The 24,674-nt window shown below is 61.1% G+C and carries 24 protein-coding genes; 10 read left to right on the top strand and 14 right to left on the bottom strand.

Annotated features, from left to right (window positions below; translation table 11 throughout):
- Window positions 1-30: 30 nt before the first annotated feature.
- Window positions 31-1,122: a phosphate ABC transporter substrate-binding protein PstS gene (gene pstS, locus NW862_RS03945; RefSeq protein WP_414335689.1), complete on the bottom strand. Its 1,092-nt coding sequence runs from the start codon at window positions 1,120-1,122 to the stop codon at window positions 31-33.
- A 458-nt stretch (window positions 1,123-1,580) separates the two neighbouring features.
- Here pstS and speA point away from each other — a divergent pair, with 458 nt between their 5' ends.
- A complete protein-coding gene (speA, locus tag NW862_RS03940) occupies window positions 1,581-3,506 on the top strand; it encodes a biosynthetic arginine decarboxylase (RefSeq protein WP_414426938.1) in 1,926 nt (641 codons plus the stop codon).
- 116 nt (window positions 3,507-3,622) lie between these two features.
- Here the strand turns inward: speA and NW862_RS03935 are convergent, their stop codons facing one another.
- Together NW862_RS03935 and NW862_RS03930 are read right to left on the bottom strand one after the other, a co-directional pair.
- A complete protein-coding gene (locus NW862_RS03935) occupies window positions 3,623-4,225 on the bottom strand; it encodes a hypothetical protein (protein ID WP_414348589.1) in 603 nt (200 codons plus the stop codon).
- Window positions 4,226-4,305: 80 nt separating this feature from the next.
- Window positions 4,306-4,551, bottom strand: a complete 246-nt coding sequence (locus NW862_RS03930) for a GlsB/YeaQ/YmgE family stress response membrane protein (protein ID WP_414335685.1) — start codon at window positions 4,549-4,551, stop codon at window positions 4,306-4,308.
- A 757-nt stretch (window positions 4,552-5,308) separates the two neighbouring features.
- On the opposite strand from NW862_RS03930, the gene NW862_RS03925 reads away from it, so the two are divergent.
- The 5 genes from NW862_RS03925 (at window position 5,309) to NW862_RS03905 (ending at window position 12,267) form a co-directional block, all read left to right on the top strand.
- Window positions 5,309-5,866: a CHRD domain-containing protein gene (locus NW862_RS03925; RefSeq protein WP_414336131.1), complete on the top strand. Its 558-nt coding sequence runs from the start codon at window positions 5,309-5,311 to the stop codon at window positions 5,864-5,866.
- A 160-nt stretch (window positions 5,867-6,026) separates the two neighbouring features.
- A complete protein-coding gene (locus NW862_RS03920) occupies window positions 6,027-7,469 on the top strand; it encodes a gamma-aminobutyraldehyde dehydrogenase (RefSeq protein ID WP_414336129.1) in 1,443 nt (480 codons plus the stop codon).
- A gap of 301 nt (window positions 7,470-7,770) precedes the next feature.
- Complete coding sequence (gene bchD / locus NW862_RS03915; RefSeq protein ID WP_414334335.1) at window positions 7,771-9,789, top strand: magnesium chelatase ATPase subunit D; 2,019 nt, start codon at window positions 7,771-7,773, stop codon at window positions 9,787-9,789.
- Window positions 9,790-9,908: 119 nt separating this feature from the next.
- Window positions 9,909-10,637 (top strand): DUF2993 domain-containing protein, encoded by a 729-nt coding sequence (locus NW862_RS03910; RefSeq protein WP_414334337.1) that lies wholly within the window; start codon window positions 9,909-9,911, stop codon window positions 10,635-10,637.
- Between the two features lie 577 nt (window positions 10,638-11,214).
- Window positions 11,215-12,267, top strand: coding sequence for a sensor histidine kinase (locus NW862_RS03905; protein WP_414334339.1), 1,053 nt, complete (start codon window positions 11,215-11,217; stop codon window positions 12,265-12,267).
- On the opposite strand, the gene NW862_RS03900 is transcribed toward NW862_RS03905, so the two are convergent.
- The 4 genes from NW862_RS03900 to NW862_RS03885 form a co-directional block, all read right to left on the bottom strand.
- Window positions 12,247-12,867, bottom strand: a complete 621-nt coding sequence (locus tag NW862_RS03900; RefSeq protein WP_414334341.1) for a response regulator — start codon at window positions 12,865-12,867, stop codon at window positions 12,247-12,249. The two genes, NW862_RS03905 and NW862_RS03900, sit on opposite strands and share 21 nt — an antisense overlap.
- A gap of 208 nt (window positions 12,868-13,075) precedes the next feature.
- Window positions 13,076-13,411 carry a DUF3007 family protein gene (locus NW862_RS03895; RefSeq protein WP_414348778.1) on the bottom strand — a complete coding sequence of 112 codons (336 nt, stop codon included), beginning with the start codon at window positions 13,409-13,411 and terminating at the stop codon, window positions 13,076-13,078.
- A 27-nt stretch (window positions 13,412-13,438) separates the two neighbouring features.
- A complete protein-coding gene (ndhL, locus tag NW862_RS03890; RefSeq protein WP_414334345.1) occupies window positions 13,439-13,660 on the bottom strand; it encodes an NAD(P)H-quinone oxidoreductase subunit L in 222 nt (73 codons plus the stop codon).
- 99 nt (window positions 13,661-13,759) lie between these two features.
- Window positions 13,760-14,164, bottom strand: a complete 405-nt coding sequence (locus NW862_RS03885; protein ID WP_414334372.1) for an NIL domain-containing protein — start codon at window positions 14,162-14,164, stop codon at window positions 13,760-13,762.
- 156 nt (window positions 14,165-14,320) lie between these two features.
- Between NW862_RS03885 and NW862_RS03880 the strand changes: the two genes are divergently transcribed.
- Window positions 14,321-14,497 carry a hypothetical protein gene (locus tag NW862_RS03880; protein WP_414341549.1) on the top strand — a complete coding sequence of 59 codons (177 nt, stop codon included), beginning with the start codon at window positions 14,321-14,323 and terminating at the stop codon, window positions 14,495-14,497.
- Window positions 14,498-14,522: 25 nt separating this feature from the next.
- A complete protein-coding gene (locus tag NW862_RS03875; protein ID WP_414426937.1) occupies window positions 14,523-16,922 on the top strand; it encodes an endonuclease MutS2 in 2,400 nt (799 codons plus the stop codon).
- Between the two features lie 141 nt (window positions 16,923-17,063).
- Here NW862_RS03875 and NW862_RS03870 read toward each other — a convergent pair whose 3' ends face one another.
- The 3 genes from NW862_RS03870 to NW862_RS03860 all read right to left on the bottom strand — a co-directional run bounded on the left by NW862_RS03870 (window position 17,064) and on the right by NW862_RS03860 (window position 18,205).
- The gene (locus tag NW862_RS03870; RefSeq protein ID WP_414334351.1) at window positions 17,064-17,315 is read right to left on the bottom strand and encodes a hypothetical protein; all 252 of its coding nucleotides are present in this window, start codon (window positions 17,313-17,315) and stop codon (window positions 17,064-17,066) included.
- 128 nt (window positions 17,316-17,443) lie between these two features.
- On the bottom strand, window positions 17,444-17,803 hold the full coding sequence (locus NW862_RS03865) for an urease subunit beta (RefSeq protein WP_414334374.1): 360 nt from the start codon (window positions 17,801-17,803) through the stop codon (window positions 17,444-17,446).
- 99 nt (window positions 17,804-17,902) lie between these two features.
- Window positions 17,903-18,205: an urease subunit gamma gene (locus tag NW862_RS03860; protein ID WP_414334353.1), complete on the bottom strand. Its 303-nt coding sequence runs from the start codon at window positions 18,203-18,205 to the stop codon at window positions 17,903-17,905.
- Window positions 18,206-18,548: 343 nt separating this feature from the next.
- Here NW862_RS03860 and hrcA point away from each other — a divergent pair, with 343 nt between their 5' ends.
- Together hrcA and tilS are read left to right on the top strand one after the other, a co-directional pair.
- The gene (hrcA, locus tag NW862_RS03855; RefSeq protein ID WP_414348776.1) at window positions 18,549-19,676 is read left to right on the top strand and encodes a heat-inducible transcriptional repressor HrcA; all 1,128 of its coding nucleotides are present in this window, start codon (window positions 18,549-18,551) and stop codon (window positions 19,674-19,676) included.
- Between the two features lie 39 nt (window positions 19,677-19,715).
- A complete protein-coding gene (tilS, locus tag NW862_RS03850; protein WP_414334357.1) occupies window positions 19,716-20,741 on the top strand; it encodes a tRNA lysidine(34) synthetase TilS in 1,026 nt (341 codons plus the stop codon).
- A gap of 251 nt (window positions 20,742-20,992) precedes the next feature.
- Here tilS and NW862_RS03845 read toward each other — a convergent pair whose 3' ends face one another.
- From NW862_RS03845 to NW862_RS03830, 4 genes are read right to left on the bottom strand one after another with little or no spacing between them, the layout of a single operon-like run.
- Window positions 20,993-21,631: a VanW family protein gene (locus NW862_RS03845; protein ID WP_414348775.1), complete on the bottom strand. Its 639-nt coding sequence runs from the start codon at window positions 21,629-21,631 to the stop codon at window positions 20,993-20,995.
- Window positions 21,632-21,639: 8 nt separating this feature from the next.
- Window positions 21,640-23,022 carry a sigma-70 family RNA polymerase sigma factor gene (locus NW862_RS03840; protein ID WP_414334361.1) on the bottom strand — a complete coding sequence of 461 codons (1,383 nt, stop codon included), beginning with the start codon at window positions 23,020-23,022 and terminating at the stop codon, window positions 21,640-21,642.
- 57 nt (window positions 23,023-23,079) lie between these two features.
- Window positions 23,080-23,697, bottom strand: coding sequence for an ABC transporter permease (locus NW862_RS03835; protein WP_414334363.1), 618 nt, complete (start codon window positions 23,695-23,697; stop codon window positions 23,080-23,082).
- Complete coding sequence (locus NW862_RS03830; protein WP_414348773.1) at window positions 23,694-24,662, bottom strand: ABC transporter ATP-binding protein; 969 nt, start codon at window positions 24,660-24,662, stop codon at window positions 23,694-23,696. The genes NW862_RS03835 and NW862_RS03830 overlap by 4 nt, the downstream gene beginning before the upstream one ends.
- Window positions 24,663-24,674 lie beyond the last annotated feature (12 nt).

Here is a 24,674-nt window from a genome sequence, read left to right as displayed (position 1 = left end):
TGCTTCCAGGGCCGGTTGGGGCAAGGGCGGCTAGCTCTGGATAAGCTGCAGGGCTTCCAGGCTGCGGGCCACAACGGTTTCGGCCAGGGGCAGGTAGCCCATTGCTTCGGCCAGGGCTTGTCCTTCGCTGAGGGCCCAGCGCAGCACCGCCCGCAGGGCAGTGGCAATAGCGGGATCCCGGTACTGGCGGTAGGCCAGGATCCAGGTGTAGGTGACGATGGGATAAGCCCCGGCGCCGGACGGATCCGGCTCAAAGGCCCGCAGGTTCTCAGGCAGCTCGATTTCGCTCAGGGCCAGGGCCGAGGCTGCGGGGGTGGGGAGGACAAACTCGCCGCGGCGGTTTTCCAGGGCCGCCACCGATAGATCCAGGTCGCGGGCGTAGACCGATTCCACATAGCCGATCACCCCTTCGCTGTAGAGCATCTGGGCGCTCATGCCTTCGTTGCCCTTGACCCCAATGCCCACCGGCCACTCCAGGGACATGCCGACACCAATCTCGGCGGCCCAAGCGGGGTCGATGGCGGCCAGGTGGCGGGTAAAGGTGTCGGTGGTGCCGCTGCCGTCGGAGCGGTAGCAGACGGCGATGGTCAGGTCGGGGATCTCCAAATCGGGGTTGAGGGCCAAAATCTGCGGATCCCGCCACTGGGTAATCTGGCCGCGGAAGATCTGCACCAAGACGGAGCGGGATAGCTTGAGGCCGGAGCGGATCCCGGGCAGGTTGTAGCCGACGGCAATGCTGCCTGCTGTCATCGGGATCATGACCACGCCCCGCTTCACCTCGGCAATCTCGGCATCGGTCATGGCCACGTCGCTGGCGGCAAAGTCCACCGTCTGGTCGATAAATTGGCGGATCCCGGTGGCACTGCCCACCGGCTGGAAGTTGATTTCCACTTTGGGATCCACCTGGCGGTAGTCGGAAAACCAGCGCAAATACAGAGGGGCCGGGAAGGTAGCCCCAGCCCCGTTGATCAACACAATTTCCCCGGAAGACTGGCTGTCGGCAACAGGGACAGCATCGCCGGCTTGGCCAGAACGGGATCCCTGTTGGCAGGCGCTTAGGCCGGCAGCAGCCAGCAACGACAGCAGCATTTCTCGACGGCGGCAGCGGGGCAGTTGAACCATGGCTGAGGCGCTCCAAGCTCTCCGCCCCGATCCTTAGTCTTGCCCACGGAGCTCTGTCAAGGGCTGCCATCTTTAGCTCTGGCAAGCACCAGAGGGGGCAACTTCCCGCAAAAGTCGGCTTCTTCTCTTCACCAACTGGTCGCCGATCCCCGCAGGGTTCGCTGCGCGCTTCGGCAAAAACGGGGATCCCAACTCTGTCTTTGTCTCAAGACGGAAAACAGAGCTTGCTCGAGAAAAACAAAGAAAAACAGCGAAAGAAAGAGAATGAAAGAGTTGAGTTCTGCAGCAACTGCAGAGGGATCCCCAGGCCAAAGCCTTATCTGGCAAGGCTTAGCCGGTTTCGAGCCGGATCCCCCCTGCCTTGGAAAAATCTTGACATATCTTGGAATAGAGCAATATATTGTGGATTCTGTGCAGAAATCCTGCGCTGTTTACATCTCGGTATCTGGGGGACTACTATGCCGACTTTGACTCGTTCTCCCTGGACACTGCGAGACAGCGAAAAGCTCTATCGCATCTCCGGTTGGGGGGATCCCTACTTCCGTATCAACGCCGCCGGTCATGTGGAGGTAACCCCACAGGGCCTACAGCAGCAGGAACCTGGCATCGACCTGTACCACCTGGTGATGGATCTGGTGGCGCGGGGTTTGCAGTTGCCTTTGTTGATTCGCTTTCCCGAGATCGTGGCCGACCGCATGCGGCGGCTTTGCGAGAGCTTTCAGCAGGCCATCGAGCGCTTTGGCTACCCCAACGTCTATCGGGGGGTTTACCCGGTCAAGGTGAACCAGCAGCGCCACCTGGTGGAAGAGGTGGTCAAGCACGGTCGCGCCTACCACTTTGGGCTGGAGGCAGGCTCCAAGCCGGAGCTGTTGATTGCCCTGGCTCTGCTGGATACACCTGGGGCTCTGTTGATCTGCAACGGCTACAAAGACCGCGATTTTATGGAAACGGCTCTCTTGGCCCAGCGGCTGGGGCGCACCCCCATCATCGTCCTGGAGCGGCTGCAGGAGCTGGAGCTGGTGCTGCAGGCTGCCGAGCACCTGGGCATTGATCCCATCCTGGGGGTGCGGGCCAAGCTCTCAGCCCAAGGGATCGGGCGTTGGGGCACCTCGGCTGGGGATCGGGCCAAGTTCGGCCTCACGGCCACGGAGATGTTGCAGGTGGTGGAACGGCTGCGGGAGGCCGGCAAGCTGCACTGTCTGCGTCTGTTGCACTACCACATTGGCTCGCAGATCTCGATGGTGAGCGTGCATGGGCGGGCCGTGCGGGAGGCCAGCCAGATCTACATCGAGCTGGTCAAACTGGGGGCGCCGATGGGCTATCTGGATATCGGCGGCGGCTTGGGGGTTGATTACGACGGATCCCAGTCCACCAGCCATTTCTCCCAGAGCTACAGCTTGGAGGATTACGCCGCCACCGTGGTGCAGACGGTGCTGAGTGCCCTGCAGCCGCACGGGATCCAGCCGCCGGTGCTGGTGACCGAAAGCGGGCGGGCCCTGATGTCCCACCAGTCGGTGCTGGTCTTTGACGTCCAGGATGTCAACGCCGCCAGCCCCTACCCCATGCCCACCCAGCTCACGTCCGATGCCGAGGTGATCCAGAAGCTGAACCAGCTTTACTACCAGATCCAGCCGGAGACCCTGGTGGCCGACTATCGCCGCTGCCAGGAGCTCAAAGAAGCCGCCCTGCGCCAATTTACCGAGGGATCCCTCAGCTTGCAGGAGCGGGCCGAGGTGGAGCGGATGTTCTGGAACTGCTCCGACAAGATCTGCACACTGGCCTACGAGCAGCACCAGGCGGGGCAGCCGGTGGCCGTAGATCTTCTAGATCTGGACGAAATGCTGGCCAGCATCTACTACGGCAATTTCTCCCTCTTCCAATCCCTGCCGGATAGCTGGGCCATCGACCAAGTGTTTCCCATCATGCCCATCCACCGTCTGGACGAGGAGCCGCGCCAATGGGCCACCTTGGCGGATCTGACCTGCGACAGCGACGGCAAGATCAACCGCTTCTTTGGCGAAGACGGGCAGATCACCTCGGTCTTGCCGCTGCACGATCCCGATGGGCAGCCCTACCTGCTGGGGGTGTTTCTGGGGGGCGCCTACCAGGAGATCCTGGGGGATCTGCACAACCTGTTTGGCGACACCAACGCCGTGCACATCCGCACCCGTCCCGGCGGCTACCAAGTCACCCAAGTTATCAAGGGGGACACCATCGGCGAAGTGCTGAGCTGGGTGCAGTACAACAGCGAAGATCTGGTGGAAACCCTGCACCACGCCACCGAAGCCGCCCTGCAACGGGGGCAGATTAGCCTGGATCAGGCCCGCGCTTTGCAGCAGCACTTCGAAGACAACCTGCGGGCCTACACCTACTTGCACCGCTAGCCGGTCAGAGACGGCCCCAAAGCCCAGGTCAAAACAGAAAAGGATCCCGGTTTTGGGCCGGGATCCTTAAGCTTTTGAGATCTGGGAGTTGGGGGAAGGGGATTAGACGTGGCTCATTACAGGCGCAGCGGGCTATTCAGGGTCAAGTTCATCACCTGACTGGGGCGCAACACCACCACCTGGGGAGCCGTGATGTTGCCCACTGCCACGCCGGCCCCGGCTCCGCCAATCACCCCCAAAGCAGAGACACCCCCTGTCAGCAGGCCCAGCACCGTACCGCCCACCGCACCAATGGCTGCGTCCTGGGCGATGGCTTCGGCGGAGTATTGGCGGGGATCTTTCTCATCGTGGATCAAGTCAGAAGACATCTGCACCGAGTAAAGGCGTCCATTGGCAACCAGGGCCGTGCCGAAGAACCGAGCTCCTCCCTGAACCGGGCGCAAACTACCCCGCACTTCGCTCCCTGCCGGGATCACCAACTGGCCGTCGCCGCCGTAGATGTCCTGAGCTACCCGCAAGGTAAGGGGATGGGTGCTGTTGGGGCTGAAGTACTGGGGCTCTCCACCCTCGAGGGTCTGGACGGGGATGATCGTGCCCGGCTGCAATTGGCGCACACCTACATCAAACAGTTGCTGAGCAGAAGCAGGGGGCAAGGCGAGCAACCCCAAAGTGGGGATTGCCCAGCCAATCATCGCCGCCGCAACAACACGAATGTTCATCAAAACTCTCCGGTAAATGTTCAACACAGCATCCCAAGGAAAACGCAGATTCTTGGGAGCGCTTGCGAGCCACCTGAAGGTCAAGCCCGACGAATAAAGCTGATCAAGGCCAACAGAACCAAAGCCCCAACAGTAGCCATCAGCAAGCTTCCCAGCAAGCCCGTAGCCGATAGGCCAAGCAAATCAAAGAGATATCCCCCGACAAATGCCCCGCAGACGCCGACAATGATGTTGCCGATCAAGCCAAATCCGTAACCACGCCGGATGTACCCTGCCAGCCAACCGGCAATCGCCCCGATCAACAGAAACCAAAGGGTGCTGTTCATACAACTTACTTCTCCAAGGTATGCTATACCTACAGCTTACTCTTCGTTGCTAAAAGATAAATGCTCTGAAAACCAACCTTCTGTACACTCGGCACACTTGACGGCCACCTGACAAATTGGTAACTTTTGCTGAGAACAGATAACCACCAAAAAGTTGGGTCTAAAACCCCAAGTTGATTTTGGATGTATGCAATGAAGACCTGAAGAGGAGCGCCACCGACACTAGATATAGATACATAGCTTGGACTCCACAAAGTAGCTTTGTTGTAGGGCTGTAGTAACAAACACCAAATGCGCCTGTAAGCTGGAAATACTGCTGCGTTCTTCCCTTAGTTCTATGGGCTGGCATAGACATGCCAACTTAACTTGAGCTCATGAAAGCCCGGTGCAAGTACAGTCTTTACCCTACAGACCAATAGAGGCCAAACTTAGCCCAGTTGTTTGGCTGTGCCCGCTATGCTTGCAATGAAGTTTTGGCCTCCTGTCAAGGGGTTGGGAACCCTTTAAACACACAGATCAGCGAACCTGGCCTGGGAAAGTTTGGCGAGGGAGAGCCTTGGAGCTTGGCCATCTTCGGCCCTCCGCCCCTCAGCAGCTAGGCTGCTTCAACCTCTTGGGAAGCCCCTCGAGAGGAAGACGGCTTGAGAAACAGGGGTAACTCCTCAGGCGATCGTGATCTTGTTCTCCAAGGGTGAATCCGAAGCTGGGCCTGCTCCGTATTTGAGATGGCTTGTTCTCCGACCGAGGAGCTTTTTCCATGTTGTTGACGTTTTTGCTGGATTCAGCCTTTCGGCTTCGTTTTGTCTGCAAAGCTTTTTGGGGTGTTTGCCTGGCTGCTGCCTTGTTTCTCAGCGGCTGCGGGAGCGGCAGCTCGGTAACCCCTGCGCCGGGAGCTGTAGTCTCTACGGCTACCTTGACCCTATCTCCTGCTGCCGAAGTACCGCCGGTAGCGGTGCCCAGCTCCGCCAGCGGCAGTGCTGTTGTCACTTTAAACCAGACCGCCCGTACTCTATCTGTCCAGGGGAGTTTTACGAATCTCACGACCCCACTTTTGCCGATCGCCAATTTTGGCCCCGGCCACATTCACCTGGCCCAGCCCCAGCCGGGACAATCTTTCGCCCAGGCCACAGGCCCGGTCGTCTTTGTCCTGAACATGTTGCCCAATCCCGACAATCAATCGGGGAACTTCCGGCTAGAGGCCCAACTCACCCCTGAGCAGGTCTCCAGCTTCTTGGCCGGGGCCTACTACATCAACATCCATACGCAGGCCAACCCTCCCGGCGAGTTGCGGGCCCAGGTGGTTTTCCCTCGCTAAATCTTGAAGGCGACTTCTCAGCCGCCTAAGCGGTGCGGAGCATCTAAAGCATTTAGCGCAAATGCTGGGGCTTGCGCTGCCTTTTTTCTGGTCAACTCAAGAAGATTCGGCACAATGGGGAAAGCCATTTCACCCTTACCAAGCAGTTGAGGACATCGCTATGGCCTACAAACTCTGGATCGACGGCCAATGGGTCGATAGCCAAGGGGGGGGCTTGATGACCATCGAGAACCCGGCTACTGGCGAGGAACTAGCAGAGGTGGTGGATGCCAGCCCGGCCGATGTGGATCGGGCGGTGCAGGCTGCCCAGACGGCCTTTTACGATGGCCGTTGGTCGAAACTCACGCCTGGCGAGCGCTCCCTGGCCCTCTGGAAATTGGCGGATCTCATCGAAGCTCGCGCCGCCGAATTGGCACGTGTAGAGTCGGAAAACACCGGCAAGCCCTACGAGCTGGTGAGCTTGGGGGGAGATTTGCCGTTTGCGGTCGACAATCTGCGTTTCTTCGCTGCCGCCGCCCGCGACATCCATGGCTTCAGCGCCGGAGAATACGCCAAGGGTTACACCTCGCTATTTCGCAAAGAGCCGGTGGGGGTGTGCGCGCAAATTACCCCCTGGAACTACCCGCTGCTGATGGCCGTCTGGAAGATCGGCCCTGCTCTGGCTGCTGGCTGTACGGTGGTGCTCAAGCCTGCTCCCACCACCCCTCTGACCACTCTGATGTTGGGGGAACTGATCGCTGAAGCCGGGATCCCGCCGGGGGTTGTGAACATTGTTACCGGGGGCAATGCCACCGGCCAAGCTTTGGTGGAGCACCCGCAGGTGCGCATGGTCAGCCTTACCGGCTCTACCGCCACCGGCAAGCAGGTGATGCGCACCGCCGCCAATACCCTGAAGCGGGTGCATTTGGAGTTGGGGGGGAAAGCGCCCTTCCTGGTTTTTGCAGATGCCGACGTGGAAAGCGTGGCCGCCAAGGCCGCCTTCGCCGCCACGTTCAACACCGGCCAGGACTGTACGGCAGCCACCCGCGTCTATGTGCACGAGAGCAAGCTGGCGCAGGTGCAGGAGGCCATTGTGGAGGCGATGCGCAAAGTGACACTGGGATCCCCTTTTGAGGCGGGGGTGGAGATGGGTCCTTTGGTCTCGGCAGCCCAGCGGGAGCGGGTGATGGGATTTGTGGAGCGGGCCAAAGCCGAAGGGGCCAAAGTGCTGACCGGCGGGCGGATCCCTTCCCAGTTTGACCGGGGCTACTACTACGAACCCACAGTGATTGCCAATGTCGATCAAAAAGCGGAGATCGTGCAGAGTGAGGTTTTTGGGCCGGTTCTCACGCTCGGCTCGTTCCGCGAAGAAGCGGAGGCGCTACGCCTGGGCAATGACGTCCTATACGGGTTGGCGGCTTCTGTGTGGACTCAAGACATCGGACGAGCCATGAAACTAGCCGCTGAGCTGGAGGTGGGCACCGTCTGGATCAACGACCACATTCCCATTGCCTCTGAGGCTCCCCATGGCGGCTTCAAACAATCGGGATTTGGCAAAGATCTTTCCGCCGAGGCGGTGCGCGACTATCAGATTACCAAGCATGTGATGATCGCCACCCCCTGAAGCTACGACCATCCTGAGCAGCCATAAAACGAAACAGCAGCAGTTCAACAGGGACATCTCCAGTTTTCCGGAAACCCTTTGCTGCCTCGTTCGCCCCGGCAGCGCGGAGCGCTATCTCAATCTCCCCTCTCCCTTTGGGAGAGGGGCTGGGGGTGAGGGAGCAGAGCGGTCTGGGAACGTCCCTAGAAATCTCGGTCGCGCAAGCGGTGCGTCGCTTGAAAACGATAGACTGGGGTGTACAGCTCTCAATCTGCCCTGGATCTGGGAAGATTCTCAAAAGATCGCCAAGATCTAACCGTCGATGACCCACCTCCCTAAGTCCCCTTCGGGATCTGCAACCCTGGCCCCTCCCCGCACCTTCCCTCTTACCGCCGTGGTCGGACAGCAAACCGCCAAGCTGGCTCTATTGTTGGCGGCGGTGGATCCCGGCTTGGGAGGGGTGGTGCTGGTGGGGCCACGGGGCACGGCCAAGTCGGTTTTAGCCCGAGGGATCCACGCCCTGCTGCCTCCTATCGAGGTGATTGCCGGCTCCTATTGCAACGACGACCCGGCGCGGCCCGAGACCTGGTCAGACTGGGCCAAGGCCCGCTACCCCCAGGGAACAACGCCCCCCACCCGGGTGATGGCCCCTCCCTTTGTCCAGATTCCCTTGGGGGTGACGGAGGATCGGCTCTTGGGATCCGTGGATGTGGAGGCCTCGGTGAGGCAGGGGGAAACGGTTTTCCAACCGGGGCTCTTGGCCGCCGCCCACCGGGGCGTGCTCTATGTGGACGACATCAACCTCTTAGACGACGCCATCGTCAACCTGCTGCTGACGGTGGTAGGGGAGGGGGTAAACCGCCTGGAACGGGAAGGGCTAAGCCTGCAGCACCCCTGCCGGCCTCTCTTGGTGGCCACCTACAACCCCGAAGAGGGATCCCTGCGCCCCCACCTGCTGGATCGCCTGGCCATGGTGGTGCCGCTGGAGCGGGAGCTGAGCCTGGAGGAACGGCGGGAGATCGCCCAGCGGGCCAACCAATTCGGCGATGCCCCCGACCCTTTTCTGGCGGAACACCAGGCGGAACTGGAGGAAATCCGCACCCAGATTATCCTGGCGCGGGAGTGGCTGCCCCAGGTTAAACCGCGGCGGGAACAGATCCACTACCTGGTGCAAGAGGCCATCCGCGGCAACGTCCAAGGCCATCGAGGGGAGCAGTTTGCCCTGCGGGCCGCCTGTGCCCTGGCCGCGCTGGAGGGACGGGATCGCCTGGTAGCCGAAGATCTACAACAGGCGGTACAACTGGTGCTGCTGCCCCGCGCCCGCTACGACCCCGAGCAACCCCCGCCGCCACCCCAATCGCAACAGCCGGATCCCCCGCCGCCAGACCCCGACAACGCCGGTGAGGACAAGGAGGAAACGGATCCCCAGCCGGAAAATCTCAGCCTGCCGCAGGAGTTTTTCTTCGATCCTGAGCAGGTGGCCCTCGACCCGCGCCTCTTGGCCTTCGCCCAATCTCTGAACCAGCAGGGAAAAACGGGATCCCGCAGCCTGGTGTTCAGCGCCGACCGGGGCCGTTACATCAAGCCGATTCTGCCCCAGGGCGCCAACCCCCGCATCGCCGTCGATGCCACCCTGCGGGCTGCTGCCCCCTACCAGAAAAGTCGCCGCCTGCGGCAGCCGGGGCGGGCCGTCATCGTCGAGCCCGGCGACATCCGCGCCAAAAAGCTGGCCCGCAAAGCTGGAGCCTTGGTGATCTTTGTGGTGGATGCCTCCGGCTCCATGGCCCTCAACCGCATGCAAGCGGCCAAAGGCGCCGCCCTGCGCCTGCTGACCGAGGCCTACCAAAACCGCGACAAGGTTGCCCTCATCGCCTTTCGTGGCGAGGCTGCCGAAGTGCTGCTGCCCCCCACCCGCTCCATCGAGCTGGCCCGCCGCCGCCTGGAATCCCTGCCCTGTGGCGGGGGATCCCCACTGGCCCATGCCCTCACCCAAGCGGTGCGCCTAGGGGTCAACGCCCGCGCCAGCGGCGACGTGGGTCAGGTGATGCTGGTGGCCCTCACCGATGGCCGGGGCAACATCCCCCTCAGCCGCTCCCTGGGACGCAGCGAAGGCGATCCCATCGACCTGAAGCAGGAGCTGCGGGAGATCGCCCTGCGCATCCGTGCCCTGGGATTGAAGCTGCTTTTCATCGACTCGCAGAGCCGCTTTGTAACCACCGGCTTTGGCGCCGAGCTGGCGGAACTGGCGGGCGGGCGGTACTTTCATCTGCCCCGCGCCACCGACCAGGGAATTGCAGCCGTGGCCCGCTCGGCCATTCAAGAAGGACGCACTTCTCTCTGAAGGAGCAGCCGCGGCGGTGTTTGTAACTTTTCTTAATGGTTGGTTATGATCTCTGTAGGCGCTCTTCACCTTGCCCTATGACTACAGGACTCCTGCCGGAACTGCTCCTTGAGAATCCTATGGCTGTTGACTGGGTCAGTCGGGGCGTGAGCGCAGCCATTCGCGCTCTCTTCAAGCAGGTAGAGCGGCTGGAGGCGCGTGTGCGAGTCGAGCCTGTCGCCAAGCTGTTGCAAGGACGCATCGACAGCTTTGAGCTGTTGGGCCAGCACCTGCAGATGTACAACGGCCTGAGGCTTTCGGCCCTAGAGCTGTTTTGCAATGCTGTGGCCATTGATTTCAGCCAAATCTGGCAGGGGAAGATCAAGCTGCGCCAGCCGGTACAGGCCACGATGCGGGTGGTGCTGAGCGAAGCCGATCTGGCCCAATCCTTCAACACGCCTTTTGTGCTGAACAGGCTGGCCTTGGTAGGGCAGGATGGCAAATCCCTATCCTTCCACCACGTTCGTATCGCCATCACTCCGGCGCGTCGACTGGAATTGCAGGCAAACGTACAGCAAGCAGAGGCCAGGTCTCTCCGCGTTGGTTTTTCCGCCCAGGTTGAGGTGGTGGAGCAGCGTCGCATCCGCTTTACAGATCCGATGTTTGTGGGTGATACAGAGGCGGAGCTGGCGTTGAGCCGGGCCTTGGTCGATCACCTGAATGGGCTTCTGGACTTGGATCAGTTGGCCTTGCGGGGTACGGAGCTGCGGGTAGATCGGGTGAACCTACAGCCCCGGCAGATGGTTCTGTACGGCAGCGCCACCCTGGCGCACTTTCCCATGCGCCAACCGCAATGGGAAAATGCTTGACAACCTTTCGGCGGGCAGCTACGCTCAATAGTGGTGAGGAGTGAAGAGAAGAAGCCTCTGGGGTCGAAACACGGACAGACTCCCAGAGGTTTTTTCATGGCCTATTCACGCGATCCCAATCCCGACGGGGACGCCGCGCCCATGCCCAGGCCCGCCGGGTTTTATAGTCATTTCAAATGGCAATGCAACGTTTCTCTACGTCGTTGTTGCTACACAACGCTGTTCTAACTCCCCTCTCCCTCTGGGAGAGGGGTTGGGGGTGAGGGCCTCTGGGAGAGGGGTTGGGGGTGAGGGTAGCGGCGCGGAGCGCTTGGGTTGGCGACAAAGTGTCTCAATCCTGTTTGAAACGACTATAACCCTAGGGGCTGGAAGACTTCTCTCAGCACTCCAGGCGTCCCAATCAGCTCTGGATTTGAATTCAGGCTGGGACAGAGCGCCTGGCGCAACTCTTTGCCCGGCAGGGATCGGGTGTCAGGGATCCCAGTTCAGTTGGGAGTGCCCCTGTTTTTCGCCGGCCCTCTTGACCCCTCTGCTGGTCTCTGGCCTAATTCAAGTTAAGCCTCTCTTCCATTCCCCCTTGAGACACCGCCTCCTTGAGTTTTGGCGTCGCCGCTTTCCCCACAGCTTGCGCACGCAGGTGGCGCTGGTGATTGCCAGCCTTTCCTTTGTCCCCAACTTGGTGTTCATCCTGTCGGTGCAGTGGATCTGGCCCGACACGCAATTTAGTGCCGAAGGGATCATTCTGCTGCTGCTGTGGATCCCGTTGCTGGCGGTACTATCCGCGGTGGTGGGCTATGTCCTGTCTTCTTTGATCCTGCGCCCCCTCACCTTGCTGGCCCGCGAGTTGGCCCACCTAGAAACCTTGATCAACCAGCCGGCCCGTTGGAATTTGCTGCTTCGTACCCAGGATCCCCAAGAGGCCCTAATCCTGCGGCAGGCTTTTGCCCATTTGCTGCGCCAGATCCAGATCGACCAGTTGCGGCGGGAGGCCTTCATCGCCACCTTGGTGCATGACTTGAAAACTCCCCTCATCGCCTTTGGACATCTGCTGAGCGCCTTCAAGCAGGAGCAGCAGTTGGATCCCCGGGAACGGCTTGCCCTGCTGGATCGCATCCTGGAGGAGAACCAACACAACCTGGCGCTGGTGCAAAAAATGGTGGAGGCCCACCGCCTGGAGCGGGGCGAGATCGAGCTGCACCCTCGTCTTTGCGATCTGGGATCCTTGGCCAGAAGAGTGGCCGAACGCATGGGATCCCTGGCCCAAGAACGGGGGATCGACCTGCGCGTGGAAGGAGAGGGCTGGGGCAACGCCGATGAGGCCGAGCTGGAACGGGCGCTGGTGAATCTCGTGGACAACGCCTTGCGCTACGCCCGCCATGCGGTGGTGCTGACCGTCAGCCCTCGCCAGATCCAGGTGCGGGATGATGGCCCTGGCCTGCCGGCTCCCCTGGAAGAGCTGGCCCAGCCCTACATCGCCCAGCCCATCCACATCGCCGGCCAGCGCTACCCAACCGGATCGGGAGGTCTGGGACTGTACATTGCCAAGCGCATCCTGCAAGCCCACGGGGGTGACTTGCGGTTGATCGAGACGGGATCCCAGGGCGCCACCCTAGCCCTGGTGCTGAGTTAAGGCCCCACCAACAGGGCGGCCCCGATACATCAATCGGTACTTCATCTGTGGGGTCGAGTCTTTTTGCCCTGGTTTTTCTTCTGCTGTGATGGGTTGTAAAGAGGCAGTGGGAGGATGCGCCTGAGTGGAGGAAGAGGATGTACGGCTGACCTTGCCAGGCCACAAACCCGCTTGCTCCAGAGCCCTGTAGAGTGCCTCCGTGTCAATAGGCCAGAACCATCTGGCAGCCTCGTAAACTCGCTCGAGGGAGTGGAGAATATCCCCGGCCTCGGCCAAGCCAGGGATTACATCCGCTGCCCCCTGATAAATTGCCCAGCGTCGCTCTGCCGGCTCGATGTGGCGACCGGGATAATGAGTCAGGATCACAGGGATATTGGGCAGCTTGCTTTGGCACTCTCGGCAAAAGGCATAGGGGTTAAACAGCCCCGTCGTCATGTCCACCACCATCAGATCCAGATCCAGAGGCTGACTGGTTGCCACCTCCAGCAACGCTTCACAGGGGGAAACCAGCACCACAGAGTGTCCCTGCGACTCCAGTCCCAACTTCCAGAGATGAACTTGTGAGGCTTGGCCCTGAGCCAGCAGTATGGCTTTGCTCATAGGGGATGAAAATGTAGAAGGAAAGTTAAAGGCTTGCTCTACCCGCTGATCCGTCATACGTCAGAATCGCGCACGGAGCGTAATGTAGCATTCTCAAGAGGAGCAAATAGTAACCGGATATACAAGTGCTGCTGTGGAAACCCAACCTTCTGGGCGCCCACCCCGGAGCCCCACCAGCGAACTTTTGGGCGCGGCCTGTCCGGTGGCCTCAATTTTTGTCTTGCTCAACCCCATCAGGGATCCCTTCTGGCTCGGCTGCCAATTCAGCTTGTAGGGCCTGCCACTCTTCCGCAGAGAGCGAATGGAGCTTCTCTTGGATTTGCTGGGTTTCGAAGCTGGCCCACTGAGCCTTCAAGGTCATTTCCCCACGCAGCACCCGCCTCAGGTAGCCCAAAGTCCAGCCCAAGCACGCCAGCAAAAGCACCACGCTGGATATCTGCTGCGCAGCCCCCGTGTCTAAGCCCGCCCAAAGCAGCAGGCCGTAGAGGCCGCCGCCCCCCAACAGCAGGCCTAGGCCGACGCCAAGAACATCCAATCTGCGCATGACCCGGTAATCGACAAATGGCCGGCCTCACAGCGACCGAGGCTTGGGTCGAAATGTCATGAAGGGAGCCACCAGCACCATGCCGGGAAAGAAAAACAAGACTAAGAAAAACATCAGCACCTTTTCCCAAGCGCCAGCCGAAGTCCAGCGTTTGTCCACATACAGCAAAGACAACAGCGGCAACACCAGCAGATAGAGTATTGCCAAACCGGCATAAGTTGCCCAAATCAACGATGGGGTAGAAGCCATGTCGAGTACGTCCCGCAGCTATTTGACCGTGTCAAACAAATCTAACAGCATTGTAAAGGGATTTGTCGGCTTGCGGGAGTCGGCAACTCGGCCAACTGATCACAGGCTCGCGCTGATCGCCCCAACAGGGCAGGTGGGAACGCATTGTTCGCACATGACACAGCGGTTGCGGGAGAACTCCAGTTTCCAGTCGGGAGCGGAAATCCTGAGGGCCTCCGTGGGGCAGACTCCGGTACACAAGCCGCAGTCCACACACAAATCGGGGTCGATCTGAATTGCCTCGGCCCGTTCGGCCACCTCAATGCCCAGAGACTGTACCCACTCCAATCCAGCCTCCACCTGGTCGATGTCCCCTGAGAGCTCCACCACCAAGGTTCCCACTTCGTTGGGGGCTACCCTGGCGCGCACAATATTGGCGGCCACATCAAAATCTTTGGCCAATCGATAGGTGACGGGGACATTCACCAAATGGCGGGGAAAGATTAGGGTGACTCGTTTGCGCACGAGTTTGGCCTGAGTATCTGAGGTGCCGTGACTCTTCCAGTATGGCAGGCTGCTGGCGGCATCCTCCCGTCCTGCATGGGCAGAAGCAGGGAGGCGGGATCCCACGGAAGCTGTGAAGGGCGTCCCGCAGCCTGTCACAATGGGATCAGAGCGTTTTTGTTGATCCCCATGAACTCGGCCCAGCCCTGCCTCAACTCCGAGCACTATCGGCAGATGTTGGTGCGTGATGGCGAGCGTCGCTTCCGCGAGTGGCACACTGCTTTCCTCAACTATCAGCGGCAGTTTTTGCAAGAGATGAAGCGATTGCAGCTCCGTTCTTCCCGGAATCGTTGATCTGGAATCGCCAATGGGTTCAGTAATGCCTACGGCCAACCCTTTGTGCCCTCTTCCGGTCTCTTCTCAGCCTGATTCCTCCCTCCGCCAAGAAACTTTGGAACTGCTGGAGTGGCCCCGCCTCTGTCAGCACTTGGCCACCTTTGCCGCCACGCCGCTGGGCCGCCGCGCCTGCTTGGAGCTGGATCCCTGGCAGAGTCGCGCCGACAGCGAAGCCTATCTTGAGCAGACTGAAGAGGCGATCCGCCTCGATCGCTCGCAGGCGGGCGGAGTTTCCATGGCAGGGATCCACAACTTGCTGCCGGCCTTGGAACGAGCCGAACGGGGAGGGATCCTGAGCGGGGAAGAGCTGGTGCAGGTTGCTACAACTCTAGGATCCGCCCGCCGCATCCGCCGTTTGATCGATGACCAGGACTGTCTGCCCCGCCTGCAGGCTTGGGTGAGTGACCTACGCACCTACCCGGAACTGGAGCAGGAGATCTTTCGCTGTCTGGAGGAGCAGGGGGAGGTGCGGGACAGTGCCAGCCCCGTCCTTGCCGATCTGCGCCGGCAGCAACGGCAGCAACGCAGCCAGATCCAAGAGCGCCTGCAACAGTTGATGAGCCAGTACCCCCAGGCGCTACAGGATACCCTGATCGGCCAGCGGCAGGGGCGGTTTGTGCTGATGGTGAAGGCCGCCCAGCGGGATCTCATCCGCGGCATTGTGCACGACAGCTCTGCCAGCGGGGCCACCCTCTATGTGGAGCCCTATGCGGTGGTGGAACTGGGCAACCGCTTGCGGGAAACCCAAGCTCAGATTCAGGCAGAGGAAGAGCGGATCTTGGCCGCCCTCTCGGCCCAGGTGGGATCTGTTGCCGAGGATTTGGAGCATCTGCAGGCGGTGATGGTGGGGCTGGATGTGGCCTTGGCCCGTGGCCGCTACAGTCTCTGGCTGGACGGCCATCGCCCCCAGTTTGTCTCGGCAGGACTGCGCCTGCGGCAGGCCCGCCACCCTCTGCTGTTGTGGCAGTGCCGCGCAGAAGGCCAGGGCGCGGAGGTGATCCCCATCGACTTCACCCTCTCGGAGTCCATTCGTGTCGTGGTTATCACCGGCCCCAACACCGGCGGCAAAACCGTTGCCTTGAAAACCTTGGGGCTGTTGGCGCTGATGGCCAAGGCGGGGATCTTCCTGCCGGCTCAGGATCCGCCCCAACTGCCCTGGTTCGATGGCGTTTATGCCGACATCGGCGACGAGCAATCCCTGCAACAAAATCTCTCCACCTTTTCGGGGCACATCCACCGCATCAGCCGCATGGTGCGGGTTCTGCAGTCCGACCCGGCGCCGGCCCTTGTCCTGCTGGATGAGGTGGGGGCGGGCACGGATCCCACAGAAGGCGCCGCCCTGGCGGCTGGGCTGTTGGAGTATCTCTCGGAAAAGGCGTTGCTCACCTTGGCCACCACCCACTACGGCGAGCTGAAGGCCCTGAAGTACCAACATCCCGGCTTTGAAAATGCTTCGGTGGAGTTTGACGAGACCACCCTGGCCCCCACCTATCGCCTGTTGTGGGGGATCCCCGGTCGCTCCAATGCCTTGGCCATCGCCCGACGGCTGCACCTGGATCCCGAGATCCTGCAACGGGCCCAGCAGCACCTGCAGGGAGAAAGCCAGGTGGATCAGGTGATTGCCGGGCTGGAAGCGCAGCGGGCCCAATTGGAAGCGCGGGCAGCCCAGGTGGGAGCCCTGCATCGAGAGCTGGAGAGCTTATATCAGCAAATGCAGCAGCGCAGCCGCCAAATGGCCGAGCGGGAAGCCCAACTGGAGCACAAGCAAAACCAAGGTCTGCAAGCCCTGTTGGCTGCCGCCCGTCAGGAAGTGGCCGCCGCCATCCGCAAATTGCAGCAGGGAGAGGATCCCCAGCGCATCACGGCCGAGCTGGCGCAAATCCAGCAGCGCTACTCTCCCTCGCCGCCGCCTGCGGATAGGGAGTTTGTGCCAGAGGTGGGGGATCGGGTGCGGCTGAGAGGCCTGGGGCAGACGGGAGAGGTGATCGCCGTCACAGGGGATGTGTATGTGGTGCGCAGCGGCATCCTCAAATTCACGGTGCCGCGGGAGCAGTTGGATCCCATTGACGAGCAGCAGGCCCAGCAGCGCCAACGCCCCAAGGCCCCACCTCCCGCCCCAGCAGCCACCGCTCCCCTCAACCTGCGCACCAGCCAGAACACCCTCGATCTGCGGGGGAAAACCGTGGCCGATGCCGAGGCCATTCTGGAACAGCACTTTGCCCAAGCTCCCCCCGGCCCTGTCTGGATCATCCACGGCCACGGCACCGGGCGCTTGCGGGCCGGCGTACAAGCTTACTTACAAAATCACCCCCGCGTCCAGAGGTTTGCCCCAGCGGATCCCCAAGACGGCGGCACCGGCGCGACCGTGGCCCACTTGCGGTGAGGGTTGGGCTGTTTCAAACTCACTTACGGTCGTTTCCAACAAGGTTAAGACACTTTGCCGCCGGCCCAAGCGCTCCCCGCCCCCTCTCCCTCAGGGGGAGAGGGGAGCTGAAGATCCACGACCAGGCTGTTTGGTAACCGTTCAAACTTGACTTTGGAGCGCTGCTGCCGAGCCGACGGGCTGGGATCCCACCTGTTGCCGCCGGCTTTGCCAAAGCCAGTAGCCCCGCAGCAGTTGGCTATCCCCGATGAGCTTCAACATCACCGCCACCGTCATACTTGTCCAACTGAGAGGGCCAAAGGCAGCGCCTGCTGCAGCCAGCAGCGCCAACCCCGAAAGATTGAGCCCCAAGCCTTGCACCCACATCCACCAGACGGTCTCGCGCTCCGACATTGGCCGGCTCCTAGAAACGGAAGAATTGGATAGCCCTACTCTCCTGGATCTGAGGCGAGGTGGGGATATGGCCAAGCCTCAGCCCAGATGCCCAAAGCTGCATACTTCGGGGGGCGTTATGTCCAGGCCTAGCCCAGCCACGCCTGCAACCGCGCCAGAGCCAGCCGCTTTTGGGCAGCAGAGCTTACCGTACCTTCTGTGAGCCGATTGAAGCCGTGCACCAGCCCCTTGCCTCCCAAAGCCACCAGCGTCACCCGATGGGTTTGCCCCGGCTCAAAGCGCACCGCTTGGCCGGAAGGAATGTTGAGGCGCATGCCAAAGCTGGCGGCGCGATCGAACACCAGAGCCCGGTTCACCTCGAAAAAGTGAAAATGGGATCCCACCTGAATGGGCCGATCCCCTCGGTTGGTCACCTCCAGGGTCACGCTGGCCCGTCCGACATTGGCTTGGATGGGATCCTCTGCCAGCAGCAGCTCCCCCGGGATCAGAACCGGTGCAGGGTCCGCAGCAGGCGGGGTTTTGGGTTGGCGAGCCATGGTGGCAACCTCCTGAAGTCTGTGAGTCGTTGGGGGATCCTTAGAAAGCAGCTAGCGAATGGGGTGGTGCAGGGTCACCAGCTTGGTTCCGTCGGGGAAGGTGGCCTCCACTTGAATTTCCGGGATCATCTCCGGGATCCCAGGCATCACGTCCTCTCGGCTCAGCCAGGTCAGCCCCTCGCTCATCAACTGGGCAACCGTTTTCCCTTCCCGTGCCCCCTCCAAAACGGCTGCGCTCAGGTAGGCCACCGCCTCGGGGTAGTTGAGTTTGAGGCCTCGCTGCCGCCGATCCCGAGCCAACTGGGCCGCCAGGTAGATCAACAACTTGTCTTTCTCCTGGGGAGACAGGTACATGAGGTCACCTCAAAGATACAAAACGATACAGAAGAGACGGCAGGGCGCCACGTTAGCCTAGAGTTGATTTAACTTGTACCACCTCTGGGCCAACAAGAGGCTCCCAAGTTGTATGAGGAACCACCCGCCCTTCTCCAGCACTGACGGTCTCGGTACCCGATGTTGCATCTTCCTTCCTGGGCAGCCTCTCCTGAAAGAGTAACAATAGATAAATAGGTGTAGTAGTCGTCAAGGTTTGTTTAGATTTGTATCTCGGCCCTGAGTTGATTTATCTTGGAGCAATTTACCGGCTTTGTTTAGCAGTTTCCTTTGATATGGATTGACTAGGTTCTTTTGATGAGCTATGAAACTCGAACTGACTCCCAGACAGCGCAAGATTCTCTGGGCGACGGTGCGCAGCTACATTGCGACGGCTGAACCTGTCGGTTCCAAAACCTTGGCTCAGTCCTATAACTTTGGGGTGAGCACGGCCACCATTCGTAACGACTTGGCCACCCTTGAGCAGGTTGGGTTACTGTTTCAGCCCCACACCTCCGCCGGGCGGGTTCCTTCCGACTTTGGCTATCGGGTCTATGTAAACGATCTGTTGACCTCTGCCAACATGGATGGGATCCCCTGCGATGCTCCTCAGCCGGATCCCCATCCTGCTCTGCAGCAGTTGCTGGATCAGCTTGGCCGCGAGCTGGGCGACGACCTGGACAGTCTTCTCCAGAGGGTGGCCCAGCTTTTGGCCCATCTGAGCGGCTGCATTGCTCTGATCACCCCACCCCAGGGGCCGGTGGTGGCCATTCACCACGTGCAGTTGGTGTCGGTGGCGCCAGGGCGGGTGATGGTGTTGGTGGTTACCGATTCTTATCAAACCCATTCGGCCTTGGTCAGCCCACCCGAGTGGCCCAGCGACTGCCAAGAGGATCTGGAAGATGAATTGCGATTGCTCAGCAACTTCCTCACCCTGAAGCTGCGGGGCAAGACTTTTGCCGAGTTGCAGGATTTGAGCTGGCTGAAGCTGGATGAAGAGTTTCGCGCCTACAGCCATTGGCTGCAGCAACTGCTGCGCTCGGTGGTACAACGCTATCTGCGGCCATCTCTCGGGCAGGTGTTCAGTGCCGGCATGACAGAGCTGATGCGTCAACCGGAGTTTTCCCAAGCCCGGCAGGTGCAGGCGGTGATGCAGTTGATCGAGGAAGGGGCGGAGCAACTCCAGGGAATGATTGGGCTCCATTTGACCGATGGGGGCTCAAGGGGGAACGATTCAGGACAGCCCGACCGCAATATCCCGGTGATCATCTACATCGGCAGCGAGAACCCGCTGGAGTCTTTGCACCACTGTACGGTTATCGCTGCCACTTACCACCGCCGCTCGGCTCCTCTGGGTACTGTCACCTTGCTGGGGCCGACCCGAATGGCCTACGAGCGCAGCATTGCGGCTGTGCAGGCGGTGGCCTCTCACCTGACTCGGGCTCTTGCTTAGGGGGGCAGGGTCTGGGCTGCACCCGAGCAATAGCAAGCTGTGACCAGGCTCTCTTCTTTTCACCTGCGGGTACAACACGCCATCCGGCAGCGGCAGCTTCTTCACCCCGGCGAGCGCTTGCTGGTGGCTTTTTCCGGCGGTCAAGATTCCTTTTGCCTGCTCCAGATCCTGCGGGATCTGCAGCCTCGCTGGGACTGGAAGCTGTTTGTCCTGCATTGTGATCACCGTTGGTCGGCGGACGAAACGGAGTGTGCCCGCTTTTTGCAGCGATGGCTGCAGCAGCAGGGGCTAATCCATGCCGTTGCAACTGCGGATCCCATCCGCCGAGATGAGGCAGGGGCCAGGGCTTGGCGCTACCAACAGTTGGACAAATGGGCCCGCATTTGGGAGTGCAGCGCCGTGGTGATGGGGCATACGGCCAGCGATCGCGCAGAGACGTTGTTGTGGAATTTGCTGCGGGGGACAGGAGCCGCCGGGCTGAGCAGCCTAGATTGGCAGCGCCGCCTGGACGAGCGGGATCCCACCTCTGCCCGGTTGGTGCGCCCCCTGCTGGGCCTTTTTCGTTGGGAAACCGAGCAATTTTGCCGGCAGCACCAGTTGCCGGTCTGGCCGGATCGCAGCAACCAAGATCTGGCCCATGGCCGCAACCGCCTCCGCCTAGAGGTGATGCCCTACCTGAAGCAACACTTTAACCCCCAACTGGAAGTGGCTCTGAACCGAGCTGCCACGCTGCTACAAGCAGAACACGAGCTGGTGGTAGCCCAGGCAGATCAGCTCTGGGCGCAGGTGTATGAGCCCACTTTGCCAGGGCTGCGACGGGATCCCTTGCGGGCCGCCCCCTTAGCCCTGCAGCGACAGGTGATGTTCCGATTTTTGTCCCTGGTGCTGCCCCACCACCCCACCTTTGATCAGGTGGAAGCCGGGATCCAGCTCTTAAAAGCAGGCCGCGGCAGCCGCAGCCCCGACTATCCAGGTGGGAGCTGGCTAGAAGTGAAAGAGGATCACATTTGTTTTGTTTCCATTAATTCCACTTCCCCGAAAGGAAGCAACTCTCCCCGACTATAGCCCTTACCCAATCCAGGGGCCCAGATCGACAGGGTCTCGTTTTGGGCGGCAATTTCCCCTCACTTTTTGTCGCCGAGGGGCCTGAAACCCTTGCCCAGCAAGGGATCGACCGGGTCAACGGAAGAATCAGGGTTTGAGGGTTGTCGCCGACCCTGTCGCTGAATTTTGGGTATAAAGCTTTACAAGGATCCCGGTGCTGCTGTTGAGGTGGCCTGGGATGGGCTCCTGAGGGGTGGGCTAAGACGGTCTTTCTAGGGATCCAGGACATAGCGATCCTGGGAGAGGAGCTTGTTGCCGCGATAGACGCTCACCTGCAAATGCTGGGGATCCAGCCGCTGCTGCTCCACGCGGATGGGGGAGATCTGGAGGGCGTGGCGGGATCCCCGTCCCAGCACCGACACGATGAGATTTTGGCCGCGGATCTGAAGGTGCAGGCGCACCGGCCAAGGGAAGGGGTTGCGCAGCTTGAGGTCGGCCAAGCCGTACCAAACGGTGGCATCCAGGCCGGGGGGCACCGACTCCACGGGGCGGTAATGGGGGTGCCTTTCCACCACTTCCAGCCCCGCCAGCAGAGCAGCGTTGTATAGGCTGGAGGAGACTTGACAGATCCCGCCCCCAACCGAATCCAGGGTTTCGGCCACCATGAATACCGGCGCAGGCAGATAGCCCCGCTCGAGGGTGCGCGGCCCTACCACCTGGTTGAAAGAAAAAACTGCCCTTGGCTGAATGTAAACCCCATCCAGGCTTTGGGCAGCCTGGCGAATGTTGTGGAGCTGCGAGGGAGTGCGCTCCTGCAAGGAAGTGGTGTATCGGCTCAGGGTGGTTGGGGTGGGATCCGTCCACCACAGAGCCAGCAGGGCCAACCCCACCGACAAAGCCAATCCCCGCATCTTCCCTTTCACTTTTCCCAAGACACCTTGGCTTTCAAGAGAACCTCACCCTGGGGTTGGCGAGGGACGGCAGCGGCTTGGGCCGTAACCAGCACCTCTTGGGGGCGGGCGCCCTCTGGCAGCGGGTGTGGCGGGCGCAAGGCCACAAGTGCGGATCCCTGGGCATCCACCTGAAAGGTGCCGCAGTGGAGGATCTCGCCGTCGTCCAGCTTGAGCCAGAGGTGGTAACGCTCTCCAGGGGCCGGTTGGGGCAGATCCCTTGCCGCCAAGACCACCTCCTGCCACTCTCCTGGGCGCAACAGCAGGTTGGCCGACCCCACCTCTCCCTGCAAGTTCACCAGACGGGATCCCGGCTGTTGCAAGAGATGGGACAATGTCTGCACCGATTCTAGCCGGGCCAGTTGCAGCGCCTGCCGCAGTCGCCAGTTGTCGAAAACCAGCAAAGCCAAGGCCCCTGCCGCCAAGCCCCCTACCCAGCGCCACTCAGCCGTGAGGCGACCGAACCCCAGAGAGGACAGTGCCGGCTGAAGAGGGGTCAGCGCCTCCTCAATGCCCGCCTCTGCCATCACCTTGCCCCGCAAGCTGGCCGGCGGAATCACCCCTGGCAACCCATAGGGCAGCAGATGCAGGGTTTCTTGCAGGGCCTGCAACTCTGCCAGCAACCGCGGGTCTTGGGTTAGGCGTGCCTCCAGGGCGCTTGCCTGTTCAGGAGACAAGTCCCCCAGCAGATAGCCGGCCAGTTCTTCCTGTGCTTCTGATGAAGGGGGCGAGGCGGCTTCAGACCCAGAACTTAACTCCAAGGAGAGCGATTCCCGCAACTTGCAGAGGGCCTGGCGAGTGCGGGCTTTAACCGCCTCCAGCGGGATCCCCCAGTGTTGGGCAATGTCCGCCTGGCTCAACCCCTGGTAGTAGAGCAGCTCGAGAACCTGCCGTTGGCTTTCCGGCAGTTGGCTGAGGGCCTCCTGCACCGCTTGCCGTCGCTCCTCGAGGGAGAGCTGCTCAAAAGGGATCGGAGCACTGCCATCGGCGGCGAGCAGGGGTTGCCAGTGTTTCAAAAAACGTTGATGGCTATCCTGGGAGCGCAGACGCTCAATGGCTCGCGAACGGGTCAACGCACACAAAAAACTGCTCACGGATCCCTGCCGCGGATCATAGTCGGGCTTGTGCCACAGTTCGACAAACACCGCCTGAGTCAGATCTTCCGCCTCGGCCGCATGGCCCAGGATCTTAAGGGCCAGCCCACAGATCAAGCCGGCATAGCGATCGTAGAGTACAGCCAGGGCAACAGAATGCCCTGCTGTGAGCGCTTCCATCAGCTCCACATCGCTGCGGGATGGCCAATCCCTCACCCGCTCGCGCCAGGGAGACGGAGTCCTTGGTTGCTCAGCCATGCTACACCCAGCGTCGTCCCACAGAAACGAAGATAGACCTGATGAAAGCCTATCCCCTCAGCCGCGGCGAGCCGCCCACTCCAGCCCCAGCAGAGCCGTGTTCACCAGCAAGGCCAGGGATCCCACCGCTAGAGATCCAGCCCAGATTTTGTCGTAGCGACCGGCCTGGGCAATGCCCTCAAAAAGCAGGGTGCCCAGCCCCCCTGCCCCAAACTTGGCCCCCACCGTGGCAATGGCAATGGCCACAATTGCCGCCAGCCGCAAGCCGGCCAGGGCAACCGGCAGCATCAGGGGTAGCTGCACCTGCCACCACCGCTGCCAGAGGTTCATCCCCAGACCCTTGGCTGCCTCCAGAAGAGCCGGCTCCACTGATTGCAAACCCACGTACAGGTGGCGCACCAAGATCACCTGCGAGTAGAGCACCATCGCCACCACCACCGAGCGGGCATTGAGCCCGAACCAAGGGATCAACAAAATGATTAGAGCCAGGCTGGGCACCGTGTACAGGATGCTGAGGATCCCCATCAGCGGTAGAGCTAGCCAGCGCACGTGGTGAACCAGCAAAGCCAACGGCAGCGCCAGCACCAGCGCAATCCCCAAGGCCGTCGCCACCATTGCTAGGTGCTCTTGGGTAAGCTGCCACACCAAGCCGGGATGGCGGAGAAGGTAGCTCATGCGGATCCCCCCTCCAGCATGGCCAGATGGCGGATGTGATCCAGGGTAACGATGCCGATAGCCCGCCCGTCTTCCCACACCGTGAGAGCCGCCGCCCCCGTGCGCAGCAGCAGCGACAAGGCCCGCCGTAGGGTTTCGTGGGGCTTTACCACCGCCCCCTCCTGGATCTGGTGGTTGTGCGGGATCCGCTCCATCGCCGTTTCCACCCGCAGCACGCTCAGTTGCCGCACCATGTCGTCTGCCCCCAATAGCTCTCTGACAAAGGGGGTGGCCGGCTGGGTGAGCAGTCGAAAGGGAGTATCGAACTGCACCACTCGCCCCTGCTGCATCACCAAGATGCGATCTGCCAGGCGCAGCGCCTCTTCCACGTCGTGGGAGACGAAGAGGATGGTCTTTCTCAGTTGCCGCTGCAGGCGCAGGATCTCATCTTGTAGCTTGCTACGGGTGATGGCGTCGAGGGCCCCAAAGGGTTCGTCCATCAGCAGCAGATCCGGATCCCCGGCCAGCGCCCGCGCCAGCCCCACCCGCTGCTGTTGGCCGCCTGAGAGTTGAGCCGGGTAGCGACGTCGGTATTCTTGGGGGGGCAAGTTGACCAAGCTGAGCAGCTCGTCCACTCGCTCGCGGATGCGCTCCCTTGGCCAGCCCAAAAGTCGCGGCACCACCGCCACATTCTGGGCCACCGTCATGTGGGGAAACAACCCCACCTGCTGGATGACATAGCCGATGCGCTGGCGCAGCGCCGTCACCGGAAAGTGGCGGATATCCTGCCCATCCAGGCGAATCTGTCCTTGGGTGGGCTCCAGCAGCCGGTTCACCATCTTCAGAAGGGTGGTTTTGCCGCAGCCGGAAGGGCCGAGGATGACCACCAACTGGCCTGAGGCCACAGAAAAACTGCACTCCTCCACAGCCGGACGGGAACTGTGGGGGAAGCGCAGCGATACCCGCTCGAATTCAAGGGTGCTCACGCCGGGGCCTCG

This window comes from Synechococcus sp. H55.8, from assembly GCF_047462375.1.
GTDB lineage: Bacteria > Cyanobacteriota > Cyanobacteriia > Thermostichales > Thermostichaceae > Thermostichus.
Note: the sequence above shows the minus strand (reverse complement) of the source record. Positions and strands in the feature narration are given on the sequence as shown.

Excerpts from the sequence above, each read along its gene's own strand:
- NW862_RS03835 (WP_414334363.1), bottom strand. The coding sequence starts at position 23,697 with ATGAGCTACCTTCTCCGCCATCCCGGCTTGGTGTGGCAGCTTACCCAA.
- NW862_RS03910 (WP_414334337.1), top strand. The coding sequence starts at position 9,909 with ATGGCTGTTGACTGGGTCAGTCGGGGCGTGAGCGCAGCCATTCGCGCT.
- NW862_RS03870 (WP_414334351.1), bottom strand. The coding sequence starts at position 17,315 with ATGTCGGAGCGCGAGACCGTCTGGTGGATGTGGGTGCAAGGCTTGGGG.
- ndhL (WP_414334345.1), bottom strand. The coding sequence starts at position 13,660 with ATGGCTTCTACCCCATCGTTGATTTGGGCAACTTATGCCGGTTTGGCA.
- NW862_RS03860 (WP_414334353.1), bottom strand. The coding sequence starts at position 18,205 with ATGTACCTGTCTCCCCAGGAGAAAGACAAGTTGTTGATCTACCTGGCG.
- NW862_RS03930 (WP_414335685.1), bottom strand. The coding sequence starts at position 4,551 with ATGAACAGCACCCTTTGGTTTCTGTTGATCGGGGCGATTGCCGGTTGG.
- NW862_RS03895 (WP_414348778.1), bottom strand. The coding sequence starts at position 13,411 with ATGCGCAGATTGGATGTTCTTGGCGTCGGCCTAGGCCTGCTGTTGGGG.
- bchD (WP_414334335.1), top strand. The coding sequence starts at position 7,771 with ATGACCCACCTCCCTAAGTCCCCTTCGGGATCTGCAACCCTGGCCCCT.
- hrcA (WP_414348776.1), top strand. The coding sequence starts at position 18,549 with ATGAAACTCGAACTGACTCCCAGACAGCGCAAGATTCTCTGGGCGACG.
- NW862_RS03925 (WP_414336131.1), top strand. The coding sequence starts at position 5,309 with ATGTTGTTGACGTTTTTGCTGGATTCAGCCTTTCGGCTTCGTTTTGTC.
- NW862_RS03845 (WP_414348775.1), bottom strand. The coding sequence starts at position 21,631 with ATGCGGGGATTGGCTTTGTCGGTGGGGTTGGCCCTGCTGGCTCTGTGG.
- NW862_RS03840 (WP_414334361.1), bottom strand. The coding sequence starts at position 23,022 with ATGGCTGAGCAACCAAGGACTCCGTCTCCCTGGCGCGAGCGGGTGAGG.
- NW862_RS03875 (WP_414426937.1), top strand. The coding sequence starts at position 14,523 with ATGCCTACGGCCAACCCTTTGTGCCCTCTTCCGGTCTCTTCTCAGCCT.
- NW862_RS03900 (WP_414334341.1), bottom strand. The coding sequence starts at position 12,867 with ATGAGCAAAGCCATACTGCTGGCTCAGGGCCAAGCCTCACAAGTTCAT.
- pstS (WP_414335689.1), bottom strand. The coding sequence starts at position 1,122 with ATGGTTCAACTGCCCCGCTGCCGCCGTCGAGAAATGCTGCTGTCGTTG.
- NW862_RS03935 (WP_414348589.1), bottom strand. The coding sequence starts at position 4,225 with ATGAACATTCGTGTTGTTGCGGCGGCGATGATTGGCTGGGCAATCCCC.
- speA (WP_414426938.1), top strand. The coding sequence starts at position 1,581 with ATGCCGACTTTGACTCGTTCTCCCTGGACACTGCGAGACAGCGAAAAG.
- NW862_RS03920 (WP_414336129.1), top strand. The coding sequence starts at position 6,027 with ATGGCCTACAAACTCTGGATCGACGGCCAATGGGTCGATAGCCAAGGG.